Origin of the sequence: Plantactinospora sp. GCM10030261, assembly GCF_042666615.1 — a bacterium.
Classification (GTDB): Bacteria; Actinomycetota; Actinomycetes; order Mycobacteriales; family Micromonosporaceae; genus KBS50.
In genome coordinates, this window is the sequence record NZ_JBHTDD010000032.1 from 1 (window position 1) to 23,727 (window position 23,727).

A 23,727-nucleotide genomic window follows, 5' to 3' on the forward strand; every position below is an offset into this window, starting at 1 on the left:
GCGGGAGGGGCGGGGGTGGGAGGGGGGTTACGGGAGGCGGGACGTCCACAACATGCTCATCGCCGCCGCGATCAACGCGAGCAGCAGCGCGATCCCGGCGTACCACTGGGTTAGCTCGCGTGGCTCGGTCCGGAAGCCGATCGATGAGCCCATGTCCTGGTAGACCTCCTTGAGTTCGCCCACCGAGGCCGCCTCGTAGAAGAAGCCCTGAGTGGTCTCGGCGAGTTGGGCCAGGGAGAGCCGGTCCACCGGCACCCGTTGGGCCTGACCGGCGATCTCGACCTCGCCGGTGTCCGTGCCGAAGGCGATCGTGGAGACCGGCACGTTCGCCGACTGGGCCGCGGCCGCCGCCTCCTCGACCGACCGGCCGGACGTCCGGTAGCCGTCCGAGAGCAGCACGATGCGGGCCGGCGGCGGACCCGAGGCGCCGTCCGCCGGCACCGAACGGATCGCGTCCAGGCAGGTGAACACGGCCTCGCCGGTCGCCGTCGCCTCGGCCAGGGCGAGCGCGTCGATGGCCTCGATCACGGCGGCCCGGTCCTTGCCCGGCGGGACCAGCACGTTGGCCGCCTTCGCGAAGGACACCAACCCCAGGTTGTACGTCGGGGGCAGCTCGGCGACGAACTGCTTCGCCGCCTCCTGCGCGGCGACCAGCCGGTTCGGCTCCACGTCACCCGCCTGCATGGACAGCGACACGTCGATCGCCAGCATGACGGTGGCCCGCTCCAGCGGCTCCTTCAGATCAACCGAGGGCCGAGCCAGACCGGTGGCCAGCACCAGCATGCTGAGCAGGAGCGCGGTGGCCGAGGCATGCCGCCGCCAACCGAGACCCTTGGGGGCCAACGTGCGCAACAGTTCCACGTTTGTGAACCGCATGGCGTACGAGCGCCGGTGCAGTTGCCGCCAGACGTACACGCCGGCTAGCACGAGCACCGGAAGGACGGCCAGCAACCACCACGGTTGCAGGAAACGGATCATCGCGTGGTCCCCCTGGTGCGAGCGTGCCGCTGGGCCGCGACGAACCGCACCATGTCCAGCAGCCAGTCGGAATCGGTACGCAGCCGCAGGTGAGCCGCTCCGGCCGCGCGCAGTTCGGTGGCTATCGCCGCCCGTTGGGCCGACGCCGCTTCGGCGTACCGGTGCCGGAGCCGCCGGTCGGCCGTCTGCACCTCGTGCACCTGCCCGGTCTCCGGGTCGGCGAGGGTCAGCACTCCGACGTCGGGCAGTTCGAGTTCACGCGGGTCGACCACCTCGACGGCCAGCACGTCGTGCCGGACGGCCAGTTTGCGGACCGGCCGCCCCCACTGTGCCGGTGGAGCGAGGAAGTCCGAGACGACCACGGCCATCCCGCGCCGGCGCGGCGGCTTGTTGAGCATGTCCACAAGCGCCCCGAGGTCGGCGCGACCGGGTCGGATGTCGGTGCCGGCGACGGCCCGCAGCAGACCCTGCGCCTCCTTGCGGCCGGGCCGGGCGGGCAGCCGGCGAACGCTGCCACCGGTGCCGACCACGGCGCCGATCCGGTTGCCACCCCGGGCGGTCAGGTGCGCGACCGCCGCCACCGCGGCCACCACCAGGTCCCGCTTGAGCCAGCGGCCGGTGCCGAAATCGAGGCTGGCCGAGAGGTCCACCGCCAGCCAGGTCTCCAGTTCGCGGTCGGCGACCGTCCGCCGGACGTGCGGCAGCGTGGTGCGGGCGGTGACCGGCCAGTCCATCCGCCGTACGTCGTCACCCGGGCGGTATTCGCGCGACTCCCCCGCCTCGCTGCCCGGGCCGGGCAGCAGGCCCACGTAGTCGCCCTGGAGCAACCCGTCCAGGCGCCGGGTGACCAGCAACTGGAGTCGGGACAGGACCGCCTCGGCGCGGCCCGAGGTGGCGCCGGTCGGGTCGGTGGATGTGGTCCGGTGCCGCGCGGCTCCGGCCGGCATGGTCACGGCAGCCGTCCCGGCCAGCCGCCTCCGGACACCGGTGGCGGGCTGGCCTGCTGCCGGGGTGCGACGGACGGCATCGGGATCGTGCTCAGCACCCGGGAGACGATGTGGTCGGCCGGTACGTCGTCGGCCAGCGCGTCGTAGCTGAGCACCAGGCGGTGCCGCAGGATGTCCGGGGCGATGTCCTGGATGTCCTGGGGCAGTGCGTAGTCGCGACCCCGGAGCAGCGCCAGCGCCCGCGTCGCCCGCACGATGCCGAGAGAGGCCCGCGGGCTGGCCCCGTACTGGATGAGCTGCGCCACGTCCGGCATCCCGTGCTCGGCGGGCGACCGGGTGGCCAGCACCAACCGGACCGTGTAGTCGACCAACGCGTTGTGCACGAACACCTGGTCGGCCTTGCGTTGCAGGGCCATCAGGTCGACCGGGGTGAACACCGGGGTCGGCTCCGGCGGACTGACCCCCATCCGGTAGACGATCTCGCGCTCCTCGGCGTCTGTGGGATATCCCACCAGGATCTTCATGAGGAACCGGTCCCGCTGCGCCTCCGGCAGCGGGTAGACGCCCTCCTGCTCGATCGGGTTCTGGGTGGCCATCACCAGGAAGGGATCGGGAACCCGGTGGCTGTTCCCGCCGATCGACACCTGCCGTTCGGACATCACCTCCAGCAGCGCCGACTGCACCTTCGCCGGGGCCCGGTTGATCTCGTCCGCGAGCAGGAAATTCACGAAGATCGGACCCAGTTCGACGTCGAACTTCTCGCTCGACTGCCGGTAGATCCTGGTGCCCACGATGTCGGCGGGCACCAGGTCCGGGGTGAACTGCACGCGGGCGAAGCTGCCGCCGACCACCCTGGCGAGGGTCTCCACGGCGAGCGTCTTGGCCACGCCGGGCACTCCCTCCAGCAGGCAGTGGCCGCGGGCGAGCAGGGCGACGAACATCCGCTCCACCATCCGGTCCTGACCGACGATCACCCGTTTGACCTCGAACAGGGCCCGCTCCACGAGGGTGGCGTCCGCGGCCGGGGTGCTGCCCGGTCCGGTCGATCCGGACGGGGCGCTGCCCGGTCCGGTCGATCCGCTGGCCCCGGCCGGCGGCGGGGGCGGCGGGCCACCGGAGGCGCCGGCCTCGGATGGGTTGGGGGCGTCGGGTGCGGTCGGCTGGGCCACCGGTCCTCCACAACGGGTCGCGGATGAAGCTGTCGGCGAGATGCCGCCGCCCCAAGCTTTCCACGTCCGGCTGAGAGGCACGTCAACGGCGCGGGGAACCAGCGGCCACCGCCGCGGCACGCGACGGAAGCGCCGCGTCACCCCACTTCGCACCCGACGTGCCATGCCGCGCCCGAGCGCTGGACACAAGGGGGTTGGCCGTGTGTACCATTGCGCGGTCGCCGGGCGACTCCCCCCGTGGTCGCCCGGCGCTCTATCTCTTCCGGCCGGCATCGTCCCCGCCCGCCGTTTCGCCGTTCGGCCGCCCGTACACTGTCGGGGTGTCCCCAGACGGCTCCCCGACCCCGGCGGACCCCCTCGTCTGCTCGGCCCGCGGCTGTCGCGCCCCGGCCGCGTGGCAACTGCGCTGGAACAATCCTCGGCTGCACGACGCCGCCCGGCGGAAGACCTGGCTGGCCTGCGCCGAGCATCGGAACACGCTCGGCGACTTCCTCACCGCCCGCGGCTTCCTGCGCGAGGTGGCTCCGGTGACCGCATCGCATACGCTCGAAGGGTGAACGAGCAACCCGATCCGCTGGAGCCGTGGCCGCGGACCGTCGCCTGGCAGCCGGTCTCCCGCGACCTGGTCTGGGTCGAGGTGATCAGGCTGGCCATCGGGGTGACGGTGCTGCTCACCGGCCTGGCCGTCGGCTGGGCCCTGACCGGCGCCTGGCCATTCGGGCTCGGTGTGGCGGTGGTGCTGCTCGGCGGCGGGTGGCGGAGCTGGGTGATCATCCGGGCGGTACGCGCCTGGGGCTACGCCGAGCGGGACAACGACCTCCTGGTACGGCACGGTCTGCTGGTGCGGCGGCTGTCGATCGTCCCGTACGCCCGGATGCAGTTCGTGGACGTCAGCGCCGGACCCCTGGAACGGGCCTTCGACCTGGCCACCGTGCAGTTGCACACCGCCGCGGCGGCCAGCGACGCCCGGGTGCCGGGCCTGCGTCCCACGGAGGCCGCCCGGCTACGGGACCGGCTCACCGCGCTGGGCGAGGACCGGGCGGAAGGGCTGTGAACCGGTCCGCCGACGGGTCCCGGCCGTCCTGGCACCGGGCCACCATCGGGTACGGACGAAGCCGGTGACCGGTCAGACGGCGGTGGAGCCGCGTCAACGCCTGCATCCACTCAGTCCCCTGTTGCAGGGCGCCAAGACCATCGCGGTGGTCATCGCCGCGCTCTCCTGGTCGACCCTGTCCCGGGTGGGCATCGGTTGGTTCAGCGCGATGGTCGCGGTGCTGGCGCTCGGTGCGCTCGTCCTGTCGGCGATCAGCTGGTACTACACCGGCTACCAGGTGGTGGGCCGGGAACTGCGCATCCACGAGGGCTTGCTGTGGCGGCGGACGCGGGCCATCCCGCTGGAGCGACTCCAGGCGGTGGAGGTGGTCCGGCCGCTGCTCGCCCAACTCACCGGGCTGGCCGAGCTGCGGTTGGAGGTGGTCGGGGGCGGCAAGACCGAGGCGCCGCTGGCGTACCTGACGGTCGTCGAGGCCAGTGTGCTGCGCGAACGGCTGCTGAGCCTGGCCGGACCGACCGGGGGACGACGGGCCGGACCGGTGGCCGGGGCGGCGCCGGAGGCGGTCGCGCCATCCGGTGCCGGAGATGTCGACGGCACCCCGCACGGACCGGCCTCGCCAGCGGGGACCACCGTCGGGCCGGACGGACCGGCAACGGTCGGCGCCGCGCCGACGAGCCGGCCGGAGGTGCCGCTGCACACCGTCGCCAACCGGGACCTGCTGATCAGCCAACTGCTCACGCCTCAGGCGTTCCTGCTGCCGTTCGGTGTGGCCTTCGTGGTGGGGCAGTTCGTCTCCGAGGACTCCCGGTCGTTCATCGCGGTGGCCAGCGCCCTGACGGCGATGGTCGGTGTGCTGCTGCAACCCGGGCGGCGGGTGCTCGATGACTGGAACTTCCGGCTGGGTCGCGACGACGCCGTGTTGCGTGTCCGGCACGGGCTGCTGGAGACCCGGGCCCAGACCGTCCCGCTGAACCGGGTGCAGGCGGTCGGGGCCACCTGGCCGCTGCTCTGGCGGATGAAGGGATGGTTGCGGCTTCGGCTGGCCGTGGCCGGGTACGCGGCCGGCGAACCGGACGACCGGAACCGGCCCGACCGGCTGCTACCGGTCGGTGACCTGGCCACCGCCACGTCGATCACGGGTGCGGTGCTACCCGGAGTCGACCTCACCAGCCTGCCGCTGTCGGTCGCGCCGGTCCGGGCGCGCTGGCTGCGGCCGGTGGGCCAGCCGGCGCTCGGTGCCGGGCTGACCGGTGAGGTGTTCGCCGTCCGGTCCGGCCGGTTCATCCGGCAGCTGCTCATCGTGCCGTTCGCGCGGATCCAGAGCGTCCGGGTCACCCAGGGACCGGTGCAGCGGCGGCTGGGGCTGGCCACCGTGTACGCGGACACGGCCGGCGGACCGTCCGCGGTGGCGCACCACCGGGATGTGGTCGAGGCGTGGCGACTCGCCGCCGACCTGGCGACCCAGGCGCGCACCGCCCGCCGTACCGACTGATCCGGCACGGACCGGCGACCGTACCGGCTGAGCCGGCGCGGAACCGGCCGGTGCGCCTACCCTGAACGGATGGATCAGCAGCCGGAAGCCTCGTTTCCGCCGGGCCTGACCGCCCAGGTGGAGTTGACCGTCGCCGACCCGGACACCGCGCAGGCGGTCGGTTCGGGTGATGTCCCGGTGCTCGGCACGCCGCGGGTGCTCGCCCTCGCCGAAGCGGCGACCGTGGCGGCCACGGCGACCCGAATGCCACCCGGCCTGACCACCGTGGGTCTGCGGGTCGAGCTGGACCACCGGCGACCCACCCCGATCGGCCGTACGGTGCTGGCGCTGGCCCGACTGGCCAAGGTGGACGGCCGCCGGCTGCTGTTCGAGGTGCGCGTCACCGACGGCGACACGACGGTGGCCGAGGGACGGGTGGAACGGGTCCTGGTGGACCGGCACGAGTTCGTCGAGCGGGCGTTCGGGTCGGCATGAGCGACGTCGCCTTCGTCGAGGTCGGCGACCGGGTCTTCGTGCTGCGCCATCCGGTGCTCGACGTGAACGTGACGCTGGTGCCCGGTGCCGAGGTGGCGGTCGTGGTGGACACGTTGTCCAGCACGGCACAGGGATTGGCGTTGGTTGAGGCCGCCCGCCGCATCACGGCCCTGCCGTTCGTGGTGGTCAACACCCATCATCATTTCGACCACTGGCTCGGCAACGCCGCCGTGGTGGCCGAGCCGCCCGGGACGGTGTGGGCGCACGAGGTGACCGCGACCGTGCTGCGGGAACGGGGCGACGAGGTACGCCGGCACGCGTACCGGGAGATCCCGCTGGAGAACGCGGACCTGGCCGCGGAGATCAGCGCGAGCACCGTGCTGGCACCGAGCCACCCGGTCCACCGGGAAGCGGAGGTGGACCTCGGCGGCCGGTCGGTGGTGTTGCGGCACCTGGGCCGCGGGCACACCGCCGGCGACCTCACCGTCCACGTTCCGGACGCGGACGTGCTGGTTGCCGGTGACCTGCTGGAGGAGGGCGCGCCACCGCAGTTCGACGACGGCTATCCGTTGGAATGGCCGGAGACGGTCGAGGCACTGCTCGGCTACGCGTCGCCGGCGACCGCCATCGTGCCGGGTCACGGGGCGGTGCTGGGTGTCGAGGCGGCCCGGGGTCAGCACGCCGACCTGGCCGCGACGGCCTGGTCGATCCGGGATGGTCACGCGGACGGCGCTCCGGTCGACCGGGTCGCGGGACAGGTCCCGTTCGACCGGCAGACGGCCCTGGTGGCCGTCCGGCGCGGCTACGCGGAACTGGCCGGCGACGGCTGACCGCAACCGCCCCTGCCGCAGTGGACGCAGCGGCTCCGGGTGCGGTAGTGGAAGGCCGCCGCGGCGGCCAGCACCAGGGCTCCCCACAGCAGCAGGGAGACGGTGGGCACGTGGGACAGCCAGTTCGTGCGGACCCCGGTGCCGGGATAGAACACCGGCGCGCCGGTGGCGAACCGGACCAGGTCGGGCACCAGCAGGGTGGTGAATCCGAACAGCCCGCCGCCGCACACCGTCGCCAGGCCCGCCGGGAACCAGTGCGGCACCGGACGGCCGGCCAGGCCGATCAGCCAGCGCGGCCACACCTGGCTCCACGGCCGGGTCAGTCCGAGACACAACAGGCCACCCCCGATGGCCATCCCGGACAGGATCAGCTCCAGGAGCACCGTGCCGTGTCCCGGGTTGGCGGCGTTGATGGTGGCCAGGAACTCCTCGGTGGTGCCCACCGGGATGCCGGCCGCCCAGCACAGCCGGACGATCGCGTAGCCGAACGGGGCGACGAACGCGGCGATGGAGACGAGCACGCCGACGCGGGCCCACCGCTGGCGCGGCCACTCGGCACCGCCGTCCCGGCCACAGTTCACGCACCTGGCGCGGGTCAGCCGGCCGTACGCGAGGGTGGCCGCCGCGACGGCGTAGCCGGTGTAGGCAAGCAGCACCAGGTGGACGGTGGGCCAGTCCAGCCGCTTCAGGTTCAGCAGGTTGAGCCCGGGGATGGCGTCCAGGGCCTGGGTGCCGGGCAGCACCAGGGCCAGGAACGCGGCGGCCGACCAGCCGATGCCCAGCAGCACCGGGCGCAGCGGGCCACCGACCGCGCGGCGCATGAGCAGCAGCGCGGCCACCACGAGCGCGCAGAAACCGATCGTCACCGCTTCGACCCGCGCCGCTGGCAGGTCGGCGAGCCAGTGGTCCGGGAAGGTGTTGTCCGGGTTCGCCGGTCGGGCGAAGGCGTACGGGCCACCGGCGAACCAACCGGCCGCGCCCAGGCCGTACCCGGTGAGAACCAGCACCGCGACGGCGCCGGACCAGCGGGGCCAGCGGGACCACCAGCGGCGCGGCCGGCTCAGCCGGGTCCGGTGGGCGGGGTCGGCGGAGTGGCGCGTCGTCATGCCGCCTAACCTGCGCCGGACGGCGCGTCGGCGCCTCCCCCGTCGGGGCCACCCGCGGTGCCGCGTATCGCCCGTCCGGGGGACCACCGACCGCGGGTCACCGCGGCGGCAGCTCCGTGATCAGCCGGGGAAGCGGGCGGCAACCTGGGCGCGGGTGGGCATCGACGCCGCGCCGCCCGGCGACTCGCAGACCAGCCCGGCCACCTGGAGCGCGAAGGCGACCCGGTCCGGCCAGGCGGCCGGGTCCGGCACCGGGCCGTCGGCCAGCAGGTCGGCCACCAGGGCCGCCATCACCGAGTCCCCGGCGCCGGTGGCGTCCACCGCCGCCACCTCTGGAGCGGCGACCGCCACCGCCTCGCCGCCGGCGGCCACCAGTGCGCCACGGGCTCCGAGCGTCACCACCACCGCCTCGGCGCCCAGGGCGCGCAACCGTTCGGCAGCCTCCGCCACCGGTGTGTCCGGGTACAGCACCGCGAGATCGGCGGCACTGAGCTTGACCAGATGCGCGCCGGCCGCGAACTCGGCGACCAGGGACCGCAGCTCGTCGACCGCCCCGGCCCCGGTGAGCAGGTTGGGTCGCACGTTCGGGTCGAACACCCGGAGCCGACCGGTCAGTCCCCAGGCGCGCCGGGCGGCGGCGAGGGTACGCGGGCAGAGCAGCGCGATCGAACCGCAGTACAGGACGTCGGCCCCCTCGACCAGGGCACGGTCGAGGTCGTCCGGTCCGAGCATCCCGTACGACGGCGGGTCGCCGTAGAACCGGAAGTCGGGTTCGGCCCCGGCGAAGGTGGCGACCGCGAGGGCCGACGGTGCGGCGACGGTGACCAGCCCGCGCTGGCCGACGCCGGCCGAGCCCAGCACGGTCCGGATCCGCCCGGCCAGCCCGTCGTCGCCGACGGACCCCACGAACTCCACGTCCGAACCGAGCCGGGCGATCCCGACCGCCACGTTGAGTGGTCCACCGCCGACCACCTGGCGGAACACCGGTTCCCCGTCCCACTCGGCCTCCAGCAGGTCGATAAGTGCCTCGCCGAGCACCATCGCGTATCCCATGTGTCCTCCGCCGTTCGTCGCCGTCGTCGCCAGCCCGGGACCTGCGAGATCGTCGGACCCGACCGCCATCATGCCCCCATGGCCCGTGGGTCTGCCGGATCGTCGAGTTCCGGCCCCGCCTACGATCCGCAACCGGCCCGGGAAAGCCGTGTCGAGCGGTCCTGACACATCGAGCAAGAGCTATTGCGTCGGGCTCCCGAGCATGCTGGGATGGCAGCTACCGGGCATGGTGCGGAGGGCTGCCGCGCCCCCGGTACGGGTCTGGCCGACGCGAGGGCGCCGGCCCGCGTGACGCGGGCCGCAGGTGACACGCGCCCACATGCACCGGCTCCGCGCGGGTCACCGCACATCCGCTCATCACGGTGGGGCGGTCGAGGTGGCCGCTCCGCGAGTCAGGAGTACCCGTGAACCGATCCCGCCTGGCCGCGGTTTGCACCGCGGTCGCCACCCTAGCCATGGGCGCCGTCGTCCTGGCCTCGAATCCGGAACCGGCCGCCGCGCACGGCGCCGCGATGACGCCGGGCAGCCGGACGTTCCTGTGTTGGAAGGACGGCCTCAGCGAGACCGGGGAGATCAAGCCGATCAACCCGGCCTGCACCGCCGCCGTCAACCAGAGCGGGGCCAACTCGCTCTACAACTGGTTCAGCGTGCTGCGCTCGGACGCCAACGGCCGGACCGTCGGCTTCATCCCGGACGGCCAGTTGTGCAGCGGCGGCAACCCCGGCTTCCGAGGTTATGACCTGGCCCGCAACGACTGGCCACTGACCCACCTGACCGCCGGCGCCCGGATGGAGTTCAAGTACAGCAACTGGGCCCACCACCCGGGCACGTTCTACTTCTATGTCACCAAGGACAGTTGGAGCCCGACCCGGGCGTTGGCCTGGAACGACCTGGAGTCGCAGCCGTTCCTCACCGTCACCAACCCGCCGCAGCGGGGCGGGGTGGGCACCAACGAGGGGCACTACTACTTCAGCGGCAACCTGCCGACCGGCAAGAGTGGCCGGCACATCATCTACTCCCGCTGGGTCCGCTCGGACAGCCAGGAGAACTTCTTCGGCTGCTCGGACGTGACCTTCGACGGCGGCAACGGCGAGGTCACCGGGCTCGGCCGGGGCGGCAACCCCGGCCCGACCGACCCGCCGCCGCCGGACCCCGACCCGACCGATCCGCCGCCGCACGGCGGTGACTGCATGGCGGTCTACCGGGTGGTGAGCAGTTGGTCGGGCGGCTTCCAGGGCGAGGTCGAGATCATGAACCACGGCGCCACCCCGTTCGCCGGCTGGTCCGCCAACTGGACCTGGGCCAACGGGCAGACGATCAACAGCCTGTGGAACGGAAACCTGACCACCTCGGGCGCGTCGGTGACGGTGACAAACGCCCCACACAACGCCACAGTGGCCCCGGAGGGAACGACCAGCTTCGGCTTCGTCGCCAACTCCGGCGGGACAAACTCCCTACCCATGGTCACCTGCTCCCGCAGGTGACGACCCTCTCCGCCGGTGACCCACCGACGTGTCAATGATCATGAAGTTAGCGGGCGATTGAGATCGGTCTGCCCGCTAACTTCATGATCGGCGTCCTCGGATGGCGCCGCCGGTCAGCGGACCATGGAACCGACCACCGGCTTGGTCAGCAGCGCGGACTGGTTGCGGCGGATCCCCGGATCCAGGGTCTTCGCCACGAAGATCGCGTGCCACACGCAGAACACCAGCACGGTCCAGACCTTGCGGGAGTGGTCGGCCTCCTCCCGCTTGTGCTCGTCCAGCAGCCGCAGCGCGTACGGCAGGTCCAGCAGCTCCCCGGCGCCCGAGGTGGCGATGACGTGCCGGGCCCACTCGTACATCTCGCCCCGCAGCCAGACCCGGGTGGGGGTGGGGAAGCCGAGCTTGCGGCGGTTCACGATGGCCGGCGGCACGACCGCCTCCAACGCCCGACGCATGGCGTACTTGGTGGCGTCCGAGCGCGGCGGCAGCTTGAGATCGACCGGAATCGTCGCCGCCACCTCGAAGACCTCCCGGTCGAGGAACGGCACCCGGACCTCCAGCGAGTGCGACATCGAGATCCGGTCCGCCTTGACCAGGATGTCCCCGCGCAACCAGGTGTAGAGGTCGACGTACTGCATCTTGGTCACGTCGTCGAGTTCCTGGCACTCGGCGTAGATCGGCGCCGTCACATCGGTGTAGCGCACCGACGGGTCGTAGCGGCGCAACAGGTGCCGCTTCTCCTCCTCGGTGAACATCCGCGCGTTGCCGTAGTAACGCTCCTCGATCGGGGTGGTGCCCCGCTCCAGGAAGCTCTTGCCCTTGACCCCCTGCGGGATCGCCTTGGAGACCGCCCGCAGGCCCTTCTGCACCCCGCCCGGCAGCCCGTTGACGCTGCTCAGCGACAGCGGCTCCCGATAGATCGTGTAGCCGCCGAAGAACTCGTCGGCGCCCTCGCCGGAGAGCACCACGGTGACGTGCTCGGCGGCCTTCTGCGCCACGAAGTAGAGCGGGACCAGGGCCGGGTCGGCCACCGGGTCGTCCAGGTGCCAGATGATCCGGGGCAGCGCCTCCATCATGTCCTGCGGCCCGATCTTGGTCGGGATGGTGGTGACGTCCAGCTGACGGGCCGAGTCCTGGGCCACGTCGATCTCCGAGTAGCCCGGCACGTCGTAACCGACCGTGAAGGTGAGGATGTTGGGGTTGAACTCGCGGGCCAGCGCCACCACGGCGGTCGAGTCGATGCCGCTGGAGAGGAACGAGCCGACCGGCACGTCGGACCGCATGTGCATCCGGACGCTCTCCCGCAGGGTCTCCCGGATCCGGTGGTAGAGCTTCTGCTCGTCGTCGACCGGGGCGGGGCGGAATACCGGGCGGTACCACCGCCGGACCTGGGTCCGCTGCCCCGGGGTCCAGGTCAGGCACTCACCGGAGCCGATCCGGCTGATCCCCCGGTGCAGCGTGCCCGGCTCGGGCACGTACTGCAGGGTCAGGTAGTGCGACAGGTTCGCCGTGTCCACCCCCGCGTCCCCGGCGTGCGCGGACGGCGCGAACGGCAGCAGCGCCTTCTTCTCCGAGGCGAGATAGACGCCGTGCTGGGTCTCCAGGTAGTGCAGGGGCTTGATGCCGAAGTAGTCCCGGGCCCCGAACGCCCGGCGCTCCTGCCGGTCCCAGATCACGAAGGCGAACATGCCGCGCAGCCGGCTGAGCACCTGTTCGCCCCAGTAGTGGTAGCCGGCGACGATCACCTCACCGTCCCCCGCGGTGGCGAACCGGGCACCGTAGTTGCGGACCAGTTCGTCACGCAGCTCGATGTAGTTGTAGATCTCGCCGTTGAAGGTCAACAGGTACCGGCCACCGGCGTAGGGCAGCGGCTCGTGACTGGAGGCCACATCGATGATCGCCAGCCGCTTGTGGGCGAACACGGCGTCCGCGTACGCACCCTCGGAGATCACCTCCACCCCGGTCTCGTCCGGTCCCCGGTGGTGCAGGCATTCCAACGCGCCGGCGATGGCGTCGCGGTGCGCACCGGCATCACCGTGCGCGCTGAAGAAGGCCAGGAGTCCGCACATGGCGGTCATCTTTCCACGCGCGGTCGGCGGCCGTGCCGGCACCGGGGGCAGATGCCGACCACCCGATCGGGGTACGGTCGGAAGCAGCCAGCACGCGTGCGAGGAGTTTCCATGACCGAGGAGCGGCCCGAGCAGTCGGTGACCCCGGAGGGCACTGAATCCCACGATCCGGACTTCCCCGAGAAGTTCCTGGAGTTCATGCGTACCGGCTGGCGGGACACAACCCTGCCGGTGGGACCCCGGCCCGAGGTGCCCAACTTCGCCAAGCGGCGGGCCGCGCTGTCCGCGGCGTTCCCCGGGGAGACCCTGGTGATCCCCACGGGTGGCGAGAAGACCCGGGCCAACGACACGGACTACCCGTTCCGGCCGGGCAGCGACTACGCCTACCTCACCGGCGACTACGACCCGGACGGCGTCCTGGTCCTGCGGCCGACCGGTTCGGGGCACGACGCGACGCTGTACATGCGGCCGCGTACCGGGCGGGACAGCGACGAGTTCTTCCGCAGCCGGTACGGCGAGCTGTGGGTGGGCCGGCGCTACGCCCTGGCGGAGAAGTCGGCCGAGTTGGGCGTGGAGACCGCCGACCTGACCGGTCTGCCGGCCGTGCTGGCCGATCTCGCCCCCCGCCGGACCCGGGTGCTGCGCGGCTTCGACGCGAGCGTGGACGGGGCCGTCCGGTCGTACGACGAGCCCGACCGGGCGCAGGACACCCCGCCCCGGGACCGCGAACTCGCTCGCGCGATCTCCGAAATGAAGCTGGTCAAGGACGAGTGGGAACTCGCCCAGTTGCAGGACGCGATCGACGCGACGGTGCGCGGCTTCGAGGACGTGGCCCGGGTGCTGCCCGCCGACCGGCCGGTCAGCGAGCGGCTGCTGGAGGGGGTCTTCGCGCTGCGGGCCCGGCACGACGGCAACGCCGTCGGCTACAGCACCATCGTGGGCGCGAGCGAGCACGCCACGATCCTGCACTGGGTGCACAACACCGGCCGGACCCGTCCAGGCGACCTGCTGCTGATGGACATGGGGGTGGAGAACCGCCACCTCTACACCGCCGACGTCACCCGGGTGCTGCCGGTGAACGGCACCTTCAGCCCGCTGCAACGCCAGGTCTACGACATCGTGTACGCCTCCCAGCAGGCCGGCATCGACGTCATCAAGCCCGGCGTGAAGTTCCGTGACGTGCACCTGACCTGCATGCGGGTGCTCACCGAGGGGCTGGCCGACCTCGGGCTGCTGCCGGTGAGTGTCGACGAGGCGATGGACGAGAAGTCCACCATCTACCGTCGGTGGTCGCTGCACGGCTTCGGCCACATGCTCGGCCTCGACGTGCACGACTGCGCGAACGCCCGCAAGGAGATGTACAAGGACGGTGCCCTCGGCGAGGGTTACGTGCTCACCGTCGAACCGGGCCTGTACTTCCAGCCCGAGGACGAGATGGTTCCGGAGGAACTGCGCGGCATCGGCATCCGGATCGAGGACGACGTGGTGGTCACCCCCTCCGGTGCGGTCAACATGTCGGTGGGGCTGCCCCGCACCGCGGACGAGGTGGAGACCTGGCTCGCCGAGCAGCGCGCGGCGGGTCCGCGCCTGCCCGGCTGAGACGTCACGCAGGGGCCCGGCCGGCGTGCCGGCCGGGCCCCTGCGTCAGCCCGCCACGAACAGGTTGATCAACGACATCGGGTACGGAAACGAGGGCAACTCGGTCGGTGCCAGCTCGCCCAGCTCCGACCGACTGAACCACCGCGCCTCGGCGATCTCACCCGCATCGGGCCGCAGGGTCGGGTCGGTGACGGTGAAGGCGGCCAGCAGCACCGCCGGACCGCTGAACGACCACGGGTGACTGCTCAGATAGGTCAGCTGCGCCGGCACCAGGCCGGTCTCCTCCCACAACTCCCGGGTAGCCGCTCCTTCGAGCGTCTCGCCGGGCTCGACGAACCCGGCGACGAGGTCCCACTCGTGCCGGTGCGGCCCGTACGTCTGACGCACCAGTAGCAGCCGGTCGGCGTGCTCGACCACGACAACCACGACCGGCGACATGGCGTTGGGCACGTACGGCAGGGTCGCGCATTCCGGGCATCGCCGCGTCGTGAAGCCGGGACAGTCCCGCAGGCGGCGACCACCAGGTCGTCTCCGGCCGGCACGACGGACGCGTCGTGGCCGGGCAGGAACGGCAACGGCATCGGGGCACGCTAGCAGTCCGCGACCGGTTGTGGCCCGGCCGCGTGGCTCAGTTGAGGTCGTACTCGGCAGGGTCGGTGTTGAGGACCCAGGCGAGCGGCATGGTCGCCCAGGCCGAATACCGGTCGCCCGTCAGCCGGTACATGGTGGCGGTCTGGGCGTTGTCCTGGTCGACCACCCAGTACTGCGGGATGCCCGCCACGGCGTACTCGTCGCGTTTGGTCACCGTGTCCACCCCGGCGGATCCCGGAGAGATGATCTCGACTACGAGGAGAACGTCGGTCACCGGCAACCAGACACCGTCGACCTGCTCCTTCCCCCACACCACGAGATCAGGGATGCGTCCGCCGACGCCACCGTCGCGGCCGGGAATGCGCAGCCCCACCGTCTGGGCGATCCGGTCCGGCGGGATGCCGGCCGCCGCGAGCCACACGGCGAGGCGCGTCGCGATGACCGCGTGAGCATATCCGGGAGGCGGCATGATCGAGAGGACTCCCTCGGGACTGATCTCGTACCGATGGTGCTCGTCCGCGGCCATCATCGCGGTGAGATCGTCGAGCGTCACCACCGTGGGCATGTGCCTGCCGACAGCCGCCGCGCTCATGTGCGCATCGTACCGGCGCCGGGAGCCCGCGCCCGGCATCCTCGACGGCGTGACGTCCGACCGCCGGCACGAGTTGTCGGTAGGCTGCTCATGGTGGATGGCATGAAAGGAGGGTGGCGCCGATGACAGTCGCGGCGGAACTGCCCGCCCGGCCACTGACGCTGGACGATGTCACCCGCCTCGCTGAGGCGGACAGCAGACACCGGTTCGAACTGGCCGAAGGGAACCTCGTCGTCATGCCCCCGGGCACCTGGCGTCATCAGGAAATATCCGGTCTGCTGTTCACCTGGTTCATCGGTCACGGCTACCGCGGACGGGTCAACGTGGCGCCGGGCGTCCGGACCGCGTCCGACGACCTCAACGGCCGCATCCCGGATCTCGTGGTCACCAACGGTCCAGTGCCGGACGAAATGGTGTGGCTTCCCCCCGAGATGGTGGCGCTGGCCGTGGAAATCGTGTCGAAAGGGTCGGAGCGCACCGACCGTTGGCTCAAGCCGGTCGAGTACGCCGAGGCGGGTATCTCCCGGTTCTGGCGGGTCGAGCCGGACGACACCGTCCTCCAGTTCCGCCTCACCAACGGCGGGGTCGGCCGCCGTTACGTCGAATACGACCAGATGGCGCTCGACGACCTGCTGGCCGGCGACGTCCCCGAGCTGTCCTAGCCACTCGCCGCCGGCCGGATCAGGCCGGTCTCGTACGCGACGATCACCAGTTGCGCCCGGTCCCGGGCGTGGAGTTTGTGCAGCAACCGGCCCACATGCGTCTTGACCGTGGCGAGGCTGAGCCGCAGCCGCTCGGCGATTTCCGTGTTCGACAGGCCCCGGGCGATCAGGGTGAGCACCTCCCGTTCCCGGTCGGTGACGCCGCGCAGGTCGACGGTGGGCGGCGCGCCACTCGATGGGCGGCGGACGAACTCGGCGATGAGCCGCCGGGTGACGCCGGGCGCCAGCAGCCCGTCGCCGGCCGCCACCACCCGGATCGCGGACAGCAGGTCGACCGGCGGGCAGTCCTTGAGCAGGAACCCGCTGGCCCCGGCCCGCAGCGCGGCGTAGACGTACTCGTCCAGGTCGAAGGTGGTGAGCATGAGCACCCGGGTGCCGGCGGTGGTCGGCTCCGCGCAGATCCGCCGGGTGGCCTCGATGCCGTCCATGCCGGGCATCCGGACGTCCATCAGCACCACGTCCGGCGCCTCCCGCCGGGTCAGTTCGACCGCCTCCGCACCGTCTCCCGCCTGACCCACCGCCACCATGTCGGGGGTGCTGTTCACAAGCAATTCGAAGCTGCCGCGCAGGAGCGCCTGGTCGTCGGCGATGAGCAGCCTGATCATGAAGCCGCCCCGCCGACCGGCGACAGCGACGCGACGGAATCGAACGGCAGCCGGGCGCTGACCCGGAAGCCGCCCCCCGGCCCCGTCCCGGCGATCAGCTCCCCGCCGTACAGCAGCACCCGCTCCCGCATCCCGACCAGGCCCTGCCCGCCCGGCCGCGGACCGTCCGGCGCGCCCGGCCCGTCGTCCGCCACCTCGACCCGTACCGCGCCGTCCGCGACGGCGACCACCACCCGGCACGCCGCCCCGTCCGCGTGCCGGACCACGTTGGTCAGGGCCTCCTGCACGATCCGGTACGCCGACAGGCCGACCCCGGGCGGCACGTCGGTGACCACGCCCGGGTCCAGGTCGAGGGTCACCGGCCCGCCGGGGGTGGCCCGGACCAGCGCCGGCAGGTCGGCGAGCCCGGGCACTGGGGCCAGCCGCGTCTCGTCCGACCGCAACGCGCCGACCGTCCGCCGTAGTTCGGCGAGGGTGTCCCGGCTGGTGGCGGCGATGTCCCGGAGCGCGGTGCGGACCTCGTCCGGCCGGGCGTCGGCCACGTGGTCGGCCACCGCCGCCTTGACCGCGATGACGCTCATGCTGTGCGCGACGATGTCGTGCAGTTCCCGGGCGATCCGCAGCCGCTCGTCGACCACCGCCTGGCGCGCCGCCTGGGTGGCGCTTGTCGCGGCGTGGGCGCGCCGTTCCCGTACGGCGCCACCGAGCACCCAGGCCGAGCCGAACATCAGCACGGCGAAGGCGACCGCCAGCCAGCCACCCGCCGCCTCGCCGCCGGCATCCGGCATCACCAGGGCCACCGCCGAGGCGGCGCCCAGGCAGCACAGCAGGATCGTCAGCGAGCGGCGGCCCGGCAGCACGACCGCGACCAGGTAGAGCGCGTACGAGATCACCGTGTACGGGGCGGCTCCCGCGAAGTCGGGCACCACCCCGGTCAACAGCGCGGCCTCGCCGAGCAGGAACACGGTGATCAGCACACCGAGCGGCCACAACCGGCGCACCGCCAGCGGCCCGGCGAGCAGCAGCCCGGCGACGACCGGGAACGCCCAGTGGCCCGCCACCGGGATGCCGGCCACGACCCCGGCCCCGACGTGCGCCGCCTCCGCGCAGACCTGTGCCAGCACGAGGGCGACGACCGTGTCCACGACGATCAGTCCGCGCCGGTCCAACGGCCGGGCGAACGGGAACCGCGGTATGTGACCGGCGCTCATTGTGGCAACGGTAGTCAGGGCCCGACCGGGACGCGTCCACCCCAGGGCTGACCGACCCGGGTCCGATGTGCCAGGCCCCGGTCGGCGGCAGCCTCGACCCCATGACAGTTTCGGATCCGGTCCGCCTCGACGGACTGACCAGGGTGTACGCCAGCGATGCCGGCCCGGTGACCGCGCTTGACGACGTACACCTGAGCTTCGCGGCCGGCACCTTCACGGCGGTGATGGGCCCGTCCGGCTCGGGCAAGTCCACCCTGTTGCACTGCGCGGCCGGGCTGGACCGCGCGACGGCCGGGGAGGTGTTCGTCGGCGGTACGGCGCTCGGGCCGCTCGGCGACACCGCGCTGACCCGGCTGCGCCGCGACCGGATCGGCTTCGTGTTCCAGGGCTACAACCTGGTGCCGGCGCTGACCGCGGCGCAGAACGTGGCCCTGCCGGCCCGCCTGGCTGGTCACCGGGAGCCGGCGGAGCGGGTCCTGGCGGCGCTGGCCGAGGTGGGGCTGGCCGACCGCGCCGGGCATCGACCCGCCCAGCTCTCCGGCGGTGAGCAGCAGCGGGTGGCGATAGCTCGGGCGCTGTTCACCCGGCCGGCGGTGCTGTTCGCCGACGAGCCGACCGGGGCGTTGGACACGGCGTCGTCCCGGCTGGTGCTCACGCTGCTGCGCGGCATGGTGGACGAGCACGACCAGACGGTGGTGCTGGTGACCCACGACCCCGTCGCCGCGGCGTACGCCGACCGGGTGGTGCTGCTCGCCGACGGGCGCGTGGTCGACGAAGTGACCGGCGACCTCACCGCCGCTCGGGTGGCCGGCCGGCTGGCCGGGTTGGAGGCGGCGGCATGCTGAGTCCGGCGGCGCTTCGGGTCCGGTGGACGGCGCTGCTCGGCCCATTCCTGGCGGTCGCCGTGGCCGTGACCATCATGTCCACCACCGGACTGATCTTCGCGGCGGCGGTGCCCCGGGTGCCGGACCGGATGGCTGGTGCGGCCGTAGTCGTGCAGAGCCCGCCCGCGCCTGTCGGTCCGGGGGTCTTCGCGCCGACCCGGCCGTGGTCGCCGGAACGGTCCGCCGAGCTGGCGGACCGGCTGGCCCGACTGCCCGGCGTCACGGACGCGGTGGTGGACCACCCGTTCTACGCGCAACTCGTGGTGGACGGCCGGGCATCGGGCGACCCGTCAGGTGATGATCCGCTTGGGCGCGGTTGGTCCTCGGTGGCGCTCGGGGCGTACCCGCTGGTGGCCGGCGCACCACCGACCATGCGGGGCGAGGTGGCGGTCGACCAGGGGCTGGGTCTGCGGCCCGGGGCGACGGTGACCGTGCTCACCGCGGACGGACCCATGCCGCACACGGTCTCCGGGACCGTTGACGGGCCCGGCATCTGGTTTCCCGACGTGGTCGCCGCGGAGCTGGCCGGTGGGTCGCGCCTGATCGGTCTGATCACCGCGCCGGGGGCGGACCCGGCGGCGGTGGCCGCCGCGGCCCGGGGGGTGGTCGGCGACGGGAGTCGGGTGCTCACCGGGGACGACCGGGCGGCGACGGAGCCGCCGTCCGACGCGCGGACCCGGTGGATCGGGGAGCAGGTGTTGGCCGCGGCGGCCGCGCTCGGCGGATTTGTCTCGATCTTCATTGTGGCATCCACGGCCGCCTTCGCGGTGGTCCTGCGGCGGCGCGAGTTCGGCCTGCTGCGCATGGTCGGGGCCACCGCCCGCCAGGTCCGGCGGTCGGTGTACGCCGAGGCGCTGATCGTCGGGGTGCTCGGCGCGGTCCTCGGTGCCGTCCTCGGCGCGCTGTTCGCACCGGTGGCCGGGGCGTGGCTTGTGGACACCGGCTACCAACCGGGCAGCTTCGAGCCGCGACTGACCTGGTGGCCGCTGGCCGGGGCGCTGGTCGCCGGGCCGCTGGTGGCGCTCGCCGGCACCTGGACCGCGGCCCGCCGGGCGGCCCGGATCCGTCCGCTGGAGGCGCTGCGCGAGGCGAGCGTGGAGGGGCGGGTGATGAGTCGCTCGCGGTGGCTGGCCGGTGGCTTGTTCACCGCCCTCGGCCTGCTGCTCACCGGCCGGTTGGCGACCGCCGACGAGGTCGCCGACCTGGCCGACCTCGGTCCGCCGACGGCCGCCGCCCTGATCACCGGGATGACCCTGCTCGCGCCGGTCGTCGTACCGCCCGTGGTACGCCTGCTCACCTGGCCGCTGCGCGCAGGGGCCACCGGAGAGTTGGTCCGGGCACACGCGGTGAATTCGGTGCGCCGGACCGCCGCCACCGCCGCTCCGGTGCTGGTGACCGTCGGGCTGGCCACCCTGATCGCGGGCATGGTGCAGACCACGACCGCCGCGTACGCCGCCGCGCGGGCCGAGGTGGTGGACGACACCGCGGTCGAAGTAGCCGTGCCCCACGGCACCCCCGGCCTTTCCGACGCGGCCGTCGCCGGCCTGCCCGGGCTGGCCACCCTGCCGACCCGGGTCTGGCGCGGCGGGGAGCCGGTGGACGCGCTGGGGGTCGACCCGGTGGCCCTGCTCCCGTTCGTGCCAGCCGAGGCGGTTGCCAGCGGCTCGCTGGCCGGCTTCGGCGCAGCCGACACGGTGGTGGTGACGGAGTCGACCGGGTTGGCCGCGGGCGCCAGCCTGCCCGTCGAGTACGCCGACGGTCGGCCCGGCACGGTACGGGTGGCGGCGGTGCTGGACGACGACGCGGTTCCGGCACCGGTGCTGCTGACCCGGTCCACCGCCCGCAGGCACGACCCGTCGGCGCTGACGTCCGCCGTGTACCTCACGGTGCCGGCCGGCGGCGCGGTGCCGGGCGCCGACGCGGTGCTGGGCGGTCGGGTGCTGTCGGTCGCCGAGCACGCCCGGTCGGCCGACGCCGAGGAGGACCGGCTGGTGTGGACGTTCACGCTGGTCCTGCTCGTCGTGGCGGTGGGCTACGCCGCGCTGGCGGTGGCGAACACGCTGCTGATGGCGGCGGCGAGCCGGCGGCCCGAACTCGCCACACTGCGCCGGGTCGGCGCGACCCGGGGGCAGGTGCTCCGCGCGCTCGGCGGCGAGGCGGCGGTGGTTGTCGCGATCGGCGCCGGGCTCGGCGTGCTCGTGGCCGGGATCGCCCTGATCGGCACCCGTGCCGGGCTCGCCGCGCAGGCCGGCACGGCGGTGCCGCTCGTGGTCCCGATGCCGGTGGTGCTGGGCGCGATCGGGCTGTGCCTGCTGCTCGCGGTGTCGGCCACCGTGCTCCCGGCGGCCCGCCTGCGCTGAGCGGCCGGGGAGGGCCGCTGGTCGACGCGACGCGCCGGCCGGCGGCCCTCCCACCAGGTCCGGCGCGCGCATGGCCGGGTGTCGATCCGCGACGGTACGCTGGCGCTGCGTCACCATGACGCACGCCGGCCCGCGTCGGCCGATGCCGACGCCCGAACCAAACGACAATCGTCCGCGTCCGACAGCCGCATCGACCGACAGGTGCCCGCCGTGCCCTACCCGCAGCTCGATCCCGGCCCCGGCGCCATGTCCCGCGCGCCGGCCGTGCTGCTGCGCCTGGCGTTCGCGCTGCTCGGACTGTTCTCGCTGATAGCCGGGTACGTGGGCTTGGCGGCCTGCGTCGACCAGGGGCACTGCGGCGAGGTCAGCAGCCATCCCCTCGACATCCTCTACTACGACCTGCAGTTGTTCGTGCTCGGTTCGCCGCCCCTGGACGATGGCGGTCCGTTCCCGACGGCGCTGCAGATCGCCCGGTTCACCGCCCCCATGTTCACGGCGTACGCGCTGGTGGAGGCGGCCCGCGCGCTGTTCTCGGCCGAGTTGCGGCGCTGGCGCACCCGCCGGTCCCGGGACCACGTGATCGTCTGCGGCGACGGCATGGTGACCAGCACGCTGGTCCGCCGGTTGCGGGCGGGCGGCCAACGGGTCGTGGTGGTGCCCACCGAGGCGGTCGCCAGTGAACCGCCGGCCCGCGCGCTCGCCGACGCGAACCCGCGCCGGCTGACCGGAACGCCTCCGGACCCGGAGGCGCTGCGCGCCGCCGGCATCGCCCACGCGCGGGTGCTGTACGCCTGCACCGGCGACAGCGCCACGAACACCGCGATCGCGCTCGCGGCGGCGCGGGCCGTCCGGGAGACGCCGTTGACCGTGTACGCGAAGGTGGACGATCCCGAGTTCGGCCTGGCCCTCCAGGCTCGGGCGATGGGCTCGGCCGGCCCGGGTCGGACCCAGCTGACCTTCTTCAACATCGACGACCTGGCGGCCCGCCGACTGCTGGAGGAGCAACCACCGTCGCCGGGCCGGGACGGATCACCCCTGATGGTGGTGCTCGGCGCCACGAACTTCGGCCAGGCGGTGCTGGTCGAACTGGCCCGCCGGTGGCTCCGCAGCGGTACCCAGGACGCCGACCCACTGCGGGTGGCCCTGGTCGACGACGCGGCCATCGCCGTCGCCGCCGACCTCGCGTACCGGTACCCGTTCCTGGCCCAGTCCTGCCGGATCAAGCCGTACGGTGGGCTGCCCGAACTGCTCGCCGACGACGGTTTCCCGCTCCCCCCGGACCGGGTCTACATCTGTTACGACGACGACGAACGGTCCCTCAAGACGGCACTCATCACCGAACAGATCTGGCGGCTGGCGGCCGGCGGCATCGTGGTCCGGCTGGAACGGCTGGCCAGCCTCGGGGAGGTCTTCGGACACGGGCACGACTTCCTGCTCGACGGCCTCTCCGGCACCGTCCGCCCGTACGGCGTGGTGCACGCCGCCTGCGACCCGCGGCTCATCCGGGAGGACCTGATCGAGCGGCTGGGCCGGTCGATCCACCAGAACTACGTGTTCGCCTGCCGCCGGGAGGGCGAGACCCGGGAGACGAACGCGCTGCTGGTGCCGTGGGAGGACCTGCCGCCGGCGGTCCGGGAGGCCAATCGGGCGCAGGCTCGGGACATCGGTCCCAAGCTGGCCAGGCTGGGTTGCGTCCTCTACCCGCGGCTCGGCCCCGGCCAGGAGTACGTGCTCGCCGAGGACGAGGTGGAGTTGCTCGCCTCGTGGGAGCACGAGCGTTGGCTCGCCGACCGGGTCGCCACGGGGTGGCGGTACGCCGAGACACGCGACGAGGCGCGCCGGCTGCATCCGGGCGTACGGGCCTGGTCGGACCTCTCCCCCGACATGCGGGACCGCAACTACGCGATCCGCGAATTACCTGAGATCCTTGCCGACGCCGGCTTCCGCATCGTCCGGGTGCGGCCGAGCTGAGGAGTGGAATGGCCCGGATCGGCATCACCGGCCACGTGCTGCTCGGCCCTGGGACGGCCGAGTTGGTCTCGGCCTGCCTGGCTCGGGACCTGCGCCCGCACGCCGGGCCGGGGTTGCACGGGGTGACCTGCCTGGCCGACGGCGCGGACCAGCTCTTCGCCCGGACGGTGCTCACGCTGGGCGGGACCTACGAGGTCATCATCCCGGCTGCGGACTATCGTGCTCGGGCCGTCGGACCGGACAACCGGCCGACCTTCGACGACCTGTTGAGCCGGGCCCGGTCGGTCACCTACATGCCGTTCCCGCATTCCGGCAGGGCCGCCTACCTGGCCGCCAGCGAGGAACTGCTGCGGCGCTGCGACCGGCTGATCGCCGTCTGGGACGGCAACCCGTCGACGGGCGTCGGGGACACGGCCGACGTGGTGCGGCTGGCCCGCTCCCGCGGGCTACCGGTCACCGTGCTCTGGCCGGCCGGCGCCCGACGAAGCCGGCGGTAGGTGAACGGGGGCGGCCGTACGCGCCCCCGCACGAAGCCG

Annotated in this window: 22 protein-coding genes; 12 read left to right on the forward strand and 10 right to left on the reverse strand. The window is 72.9% G+C overall.

What is annotated here, in order from left to right:
* Positions 1 to 27 precede the first annotated feature (27 nt).
* From ACFQUZ_RS27580 to ACFQUZ_RS27590, 3 genes are read right to left on the reverse strand one after another with little or no spacing between them, the layout of a single operon-like run.
* Positions 28 to 978 (reverse strand): VWA domain-containing protein, encoded by a 951-nt coding sequence (locus ACFQUZ_RS27580; RefSeq protein WP_377447357.1) that lies wholly within the window; start codon positions 976 to 978, stop codon positions 28 to 30.
* Positions 975 to 1,949: a DUF58 domain-containing protein gene (locus tag ACFQUZ_RS27585; RefSeq protein WP_377447441.1), complete on the reverse strand. Its 975-nt coding sequence runs from the start codon at positions 1,947 to 1,949 to the stop codon at positions 975 to 977. Before ACFQUZ_RS27585 ends, ACFQUZ_RS27580 begins: the two co-directional genes overlap by 4 nt.
* Positions 1,928 to 3,094, reverse strand: coding sequence for an AAA family ATPase (locus ACFQUZ_RS27590; protein WP_377447359.1), 1,167 nt, complete (start codon positions 3,092 to 3,094; stop codon positions 1,928 to 1,930). The genes ACFQUZ_RS27585 and ACFQUZ_RS27590 overlap by 22 nt, the downstream gene beginning before the upstream one ends.
* 320 nt (positions 3,095 to 3,414) lie before the next feature.
* On the opposite strand from ACFQUZ_RS27590, the gene ACFQUZ_RS27595 reads away from it, so the two are divergent.
* The 5 genes from ACFQUZ_RS27595 (at position 3,415) to ACFQUZ_RS27615 (ending at position 6,944) form a co-directional block, all read left to right on the forward strand.
* Positions 3,415 to 3,651 carry a hypothetical protein gene (locus tag ACFQUZ_RS27595; protein WP_377447361.1) on the forward strand — a complete coding sequence of 79 codons (237 nt, stop codon included), beginning with the start codon at positions 3,415 to 3,417 and terminating at the stop codon, positions 3,649 to 3,651.
* On the forward strand, positions 3,648 to 4,148 hold the full coding sequence (locus ACFQUZ_RS27600) for a PH domain-containing protein (protein WP_377447363.1): 501 nt from the start codon (positions 3,648 to 3,650) through the stop codon (positions 4,146 to 4,148). The genes ACFQUZ_RS27595 and ACFQUZ_RS27600 overlap by 4 nt, the downstream gene beginning before the upstream one ends.
* A 28-nt stretch (positions 4,149 to 4,176) precedes the next feature.
* Complete coding sequence (locus ACFQUZ_RS27605) at positions 4,177 to 5,640, forward strand: PH domain-containing protein (RefSeq protein ID WP_377447443.1); 1,464 nt, start codon at positions 4,177 to 4,179, stop codon at positions 5,638 to 5,640.
* Positions 5,641 to 5,709: 69 nt separating this feature from the next.
* The gene (locus ACFQUZ_RS27610; RefSeq protein WP_377447365.1) at positions 5,710 to 6,114 is read left to right on the forward strand and encodes a thioesterase family protein; all 405 of its coding nucleotides are present in this window, start codon (positions 5,710 to 5,712) and stop codon (positions 6,112 to 6,114) included.
* Positions 6,111 to 6,944 (forward strand): MBL fold metallo-hydrolase, encoded by an 834-nt coding sequence (locus ACFQUZ_RS27615; protein ID WP_377447367.1) that lies wholly within the window; start codon positions 6,111 to 6,113, stop codon positions 6,942 to 6,944. Before ACFQUZ_RS27610 ends, ACFQUZ_RS27615 begins: the two co-directional genes overlap by 4 nt.
* Here ACFQUZ_RS27615 and ACFQUZ_RS27620 read toward each other — a convergent pair.
* Both ACFQUZ_RS27620 and ACFQUZ_RS27625 read right to left on the reverse strand, forming a co-directional pair.
* Complete coding sequence (locus ACFQUZ_RS27620) at positions 6,917 to 8,050, reverse strand: hypothetical protein (RefSeq protein ID WP_377447368.1); 1,134 nt, start codon at positions 8,048 to 8,050, stop codon at positions 6,917 to 6,919. The two genes, ACFQUZ_RS27615 and ACFQUZ_RS27620, sit on opposite strands and share 28 nt — an antisense overlap.
* Before the next feature lie 120 nt (positions 8,051 to 8,170).
* Complete coding sequence (locus ACFQUZ_RS27625) at positions 8,171 to 9,103, reverse strand: PfkB family carbohydrate kinase (RefSeq protein ID WP_377447369.1); 933 nt, start codon at positions 9,101 to 9,103, stop codon at positions 8,171 to 8,173.
* 455 nt (positions 9,104 to 9,558) lie between these two features.
* On the opposite strand from ACFQUZ_RS27625, the gene ACFQUZ_RS27630 reads away from it, so the two are divergent.
* Positions 9,559 to 10,587, forward strand: a complete 1,029-nt coding sequence (locus ACFQUZ_RS27630; RefSeq protein ID WP_377447445.1) for a lytic polysaccharide monooxygenase — start codon at positions 9,559 to 9,561, stop codon at positions 10,585 to 10,587.
* A 113-nt stretch (positions 10,588 to 10,700) separates the two neighbouring features.
* Here the strand turns inward: ACFQUZ_RS27630 and asnB are convergent, their stop codons facing one another.
* Positions 10,701 to 12,656 carry an asparagine synthase (glutamine-hydrolyzing) gene (asnB, locus tag ACFQUZ_RS27635; RefSeq protein ID WP_377447371.1) on the reverse strand — a complete coding sequence of 652 codons (1,956 nt, stop codon included), beginning with the start codon at positions 12,654 to 12,656 and terminating at the stop codon, positions 10,701 to 10,703.
* A gap of 111 nt (positions 12,657 to 12,767) precedes the next feature.
* Here asnB and ACFQUZ_RS27640 point away from each other — a divergent pair, with 111 nt between their 5' ends.
* Positions 12,768 to 14,255 carry an aminopeptidase P family protein gene (locus ACFQUZ_RS27640; protein ID WP_377447372.1) on the forward strand — a complete coding sequence of 496 codons (1,488 nt, stop codon included), beginning with the start codon at positions 12,768 to 12,770 and terminating at the stop codon, positions 14,253 to 14,255.
* Between the two features lie 45 nt (positions 14,256 to 14,300).
* On the opposite strand, the gene ACFQUZ_RS27645 is transcribed toward ACFQUZ_RS27640, so the two are convergent.
* Both ACFQUZ_RS27645 and ACFQUZ_RS27650 read right to left on the reverse strand, forming a co-directional pair.
* Positions 14,301 to 14,705: an NAD(+) diphosphatase gene (locus ACFQUZ_RS27645; protein WP_377447374.1), complete on the reverse strand. Its 405-nt coding sequence runs from the start codon at positions 14,703 to 14,705 to the stop codon at positions 14,301 to 14,303.
* Between the two features lie 178 nt (positions 14,706 to 14,883).
* Positions 14,884 to 15,438 (reverse strand): Uma2 family endonuclease, encoded by a 555-nt coding sequence (locus ACFQUZ_RS27650; RefSeq protein WP_377447376.1) that lies wholly within the window; start codon positions 15,436 to 15,438, stop codon positions 14,884 to 14,886.
* Positions 15,439 to 15,560: 122 nt separating this feature from the next.
* Between ACFQUZ_RS27650 and ACFQUZ_RS27655 the strand changes: the two genes are divergently transcribed.
* A complete protein-coding gene (locus ACFQUZ_RS27655) occupies positions 15,561 to 16,100 on the forward strand; it encodes a Uma2 family endonuclease (RefSeq protein WP_377447378.1) in 540 nt (179 codons plus the stop codon).
* On the opposite strand, the gene ACFQUZ_RS27660 is transcribed toward ACFQUZ_RS27655, so the two are convergent.
* Both ACFQUZ_RS27660 and ACFQUZ_RS27665 read right to left on the reverse strand, forming a co-directional pair.
* Complete coding sequence (locus tag ACFQUZ_RS27660) at positions 16,097 to 16,765, reverse strand: response regulator (RefSeq protein ID WP_377447380.1); 669 nt, start codon at positions 16,763 to 16,765, stop codon at positions 16,097 to 16,099. The genes ACFQUZ_RS27655 and ACFQUZ_RS27660 overlap by 4 nt on opposite strands.
* Positions 16,762 to 17,976 carry a sensor histidine kinase gene (locus tag ACFQUZ_RS27665; RefSeq protein ID WP_377447382.1) on the reverse strand — a complete coding sequence of 405 codons (1,215 nt, stop codon included), beginning with the start codon at positions 17,974 to 17,976 and terminating at the stop codon, positions 16,762 to 16,764. The genes ACFQUZ_RS27660 and ACFQUZ_RS27665 overlap by 4 nt, the downstream gene beginning before the upstream one ends.
* A 101-nt stretch (positions 17,977 to 18,077) precedes the next feature.
* Here ACFQUZ_RS27665 and ACFQUZ_RS27670 point away from each other — a divergent pair, with 101 nt between their 5' ends.
* From ACFQUZ_RS27670 to ACFQUZ_RS27685, 4 genes are all read left to right on the forward strand, one after another.
* Positions 18,078 to 18,821, forward strand: coding sequence for an ABC transporter ATP-binding protein (locus tag ACFQUZ_RS27670; RefSeq protein WP_377447384.1), 744 nt, complete (start codon positions 18,078 to 18,080; stop codon positions 18,819 to 18,821).
* Positions 18,815 to 21,220 carry an FtsX-like permease family protein gene (locus tag ACFQUZ_RS27675; protein WP_377447386.1) on the forward strand — a complete coding sequence of 802 codons (2,406 nt, stop codon included), beginning with the start codon at positions 18,815 to 18,817 and terminating at the stop codon, positions 21,218 to 21,220. Before ACFQUZ_RS27670 ends, ACFQUZ_RS27675 begins: the two co-directional genes overlap by 7 nt.
* A gap of 210 nt (positions 21,221 to 21,430) precedes the next feature.
* Entirely contained in the window at positions 21,431 to 23,191 is a 1,761-nt protein-coding gene (locus ACFQUZ_RS27680) for an NAD-binding protein (protein WP_377447388.1), read from the forward strand.
* Positions 23,192 to 23,199: 8 nt separating this feature from the next.
* Complete coding sequence (locus ACFQUZ_RS27685) at positions 23,200 to 23,688, forward strand: hypothetical protein (RefSeq protein ID WP_377447390.1); 489 nt, start codon at positions 23,200 to 23,202, stop codon at positions 23,686 to 23,688.
* Positions 23,689 to 23,727 lie beyond the last annotated feature (39 nt).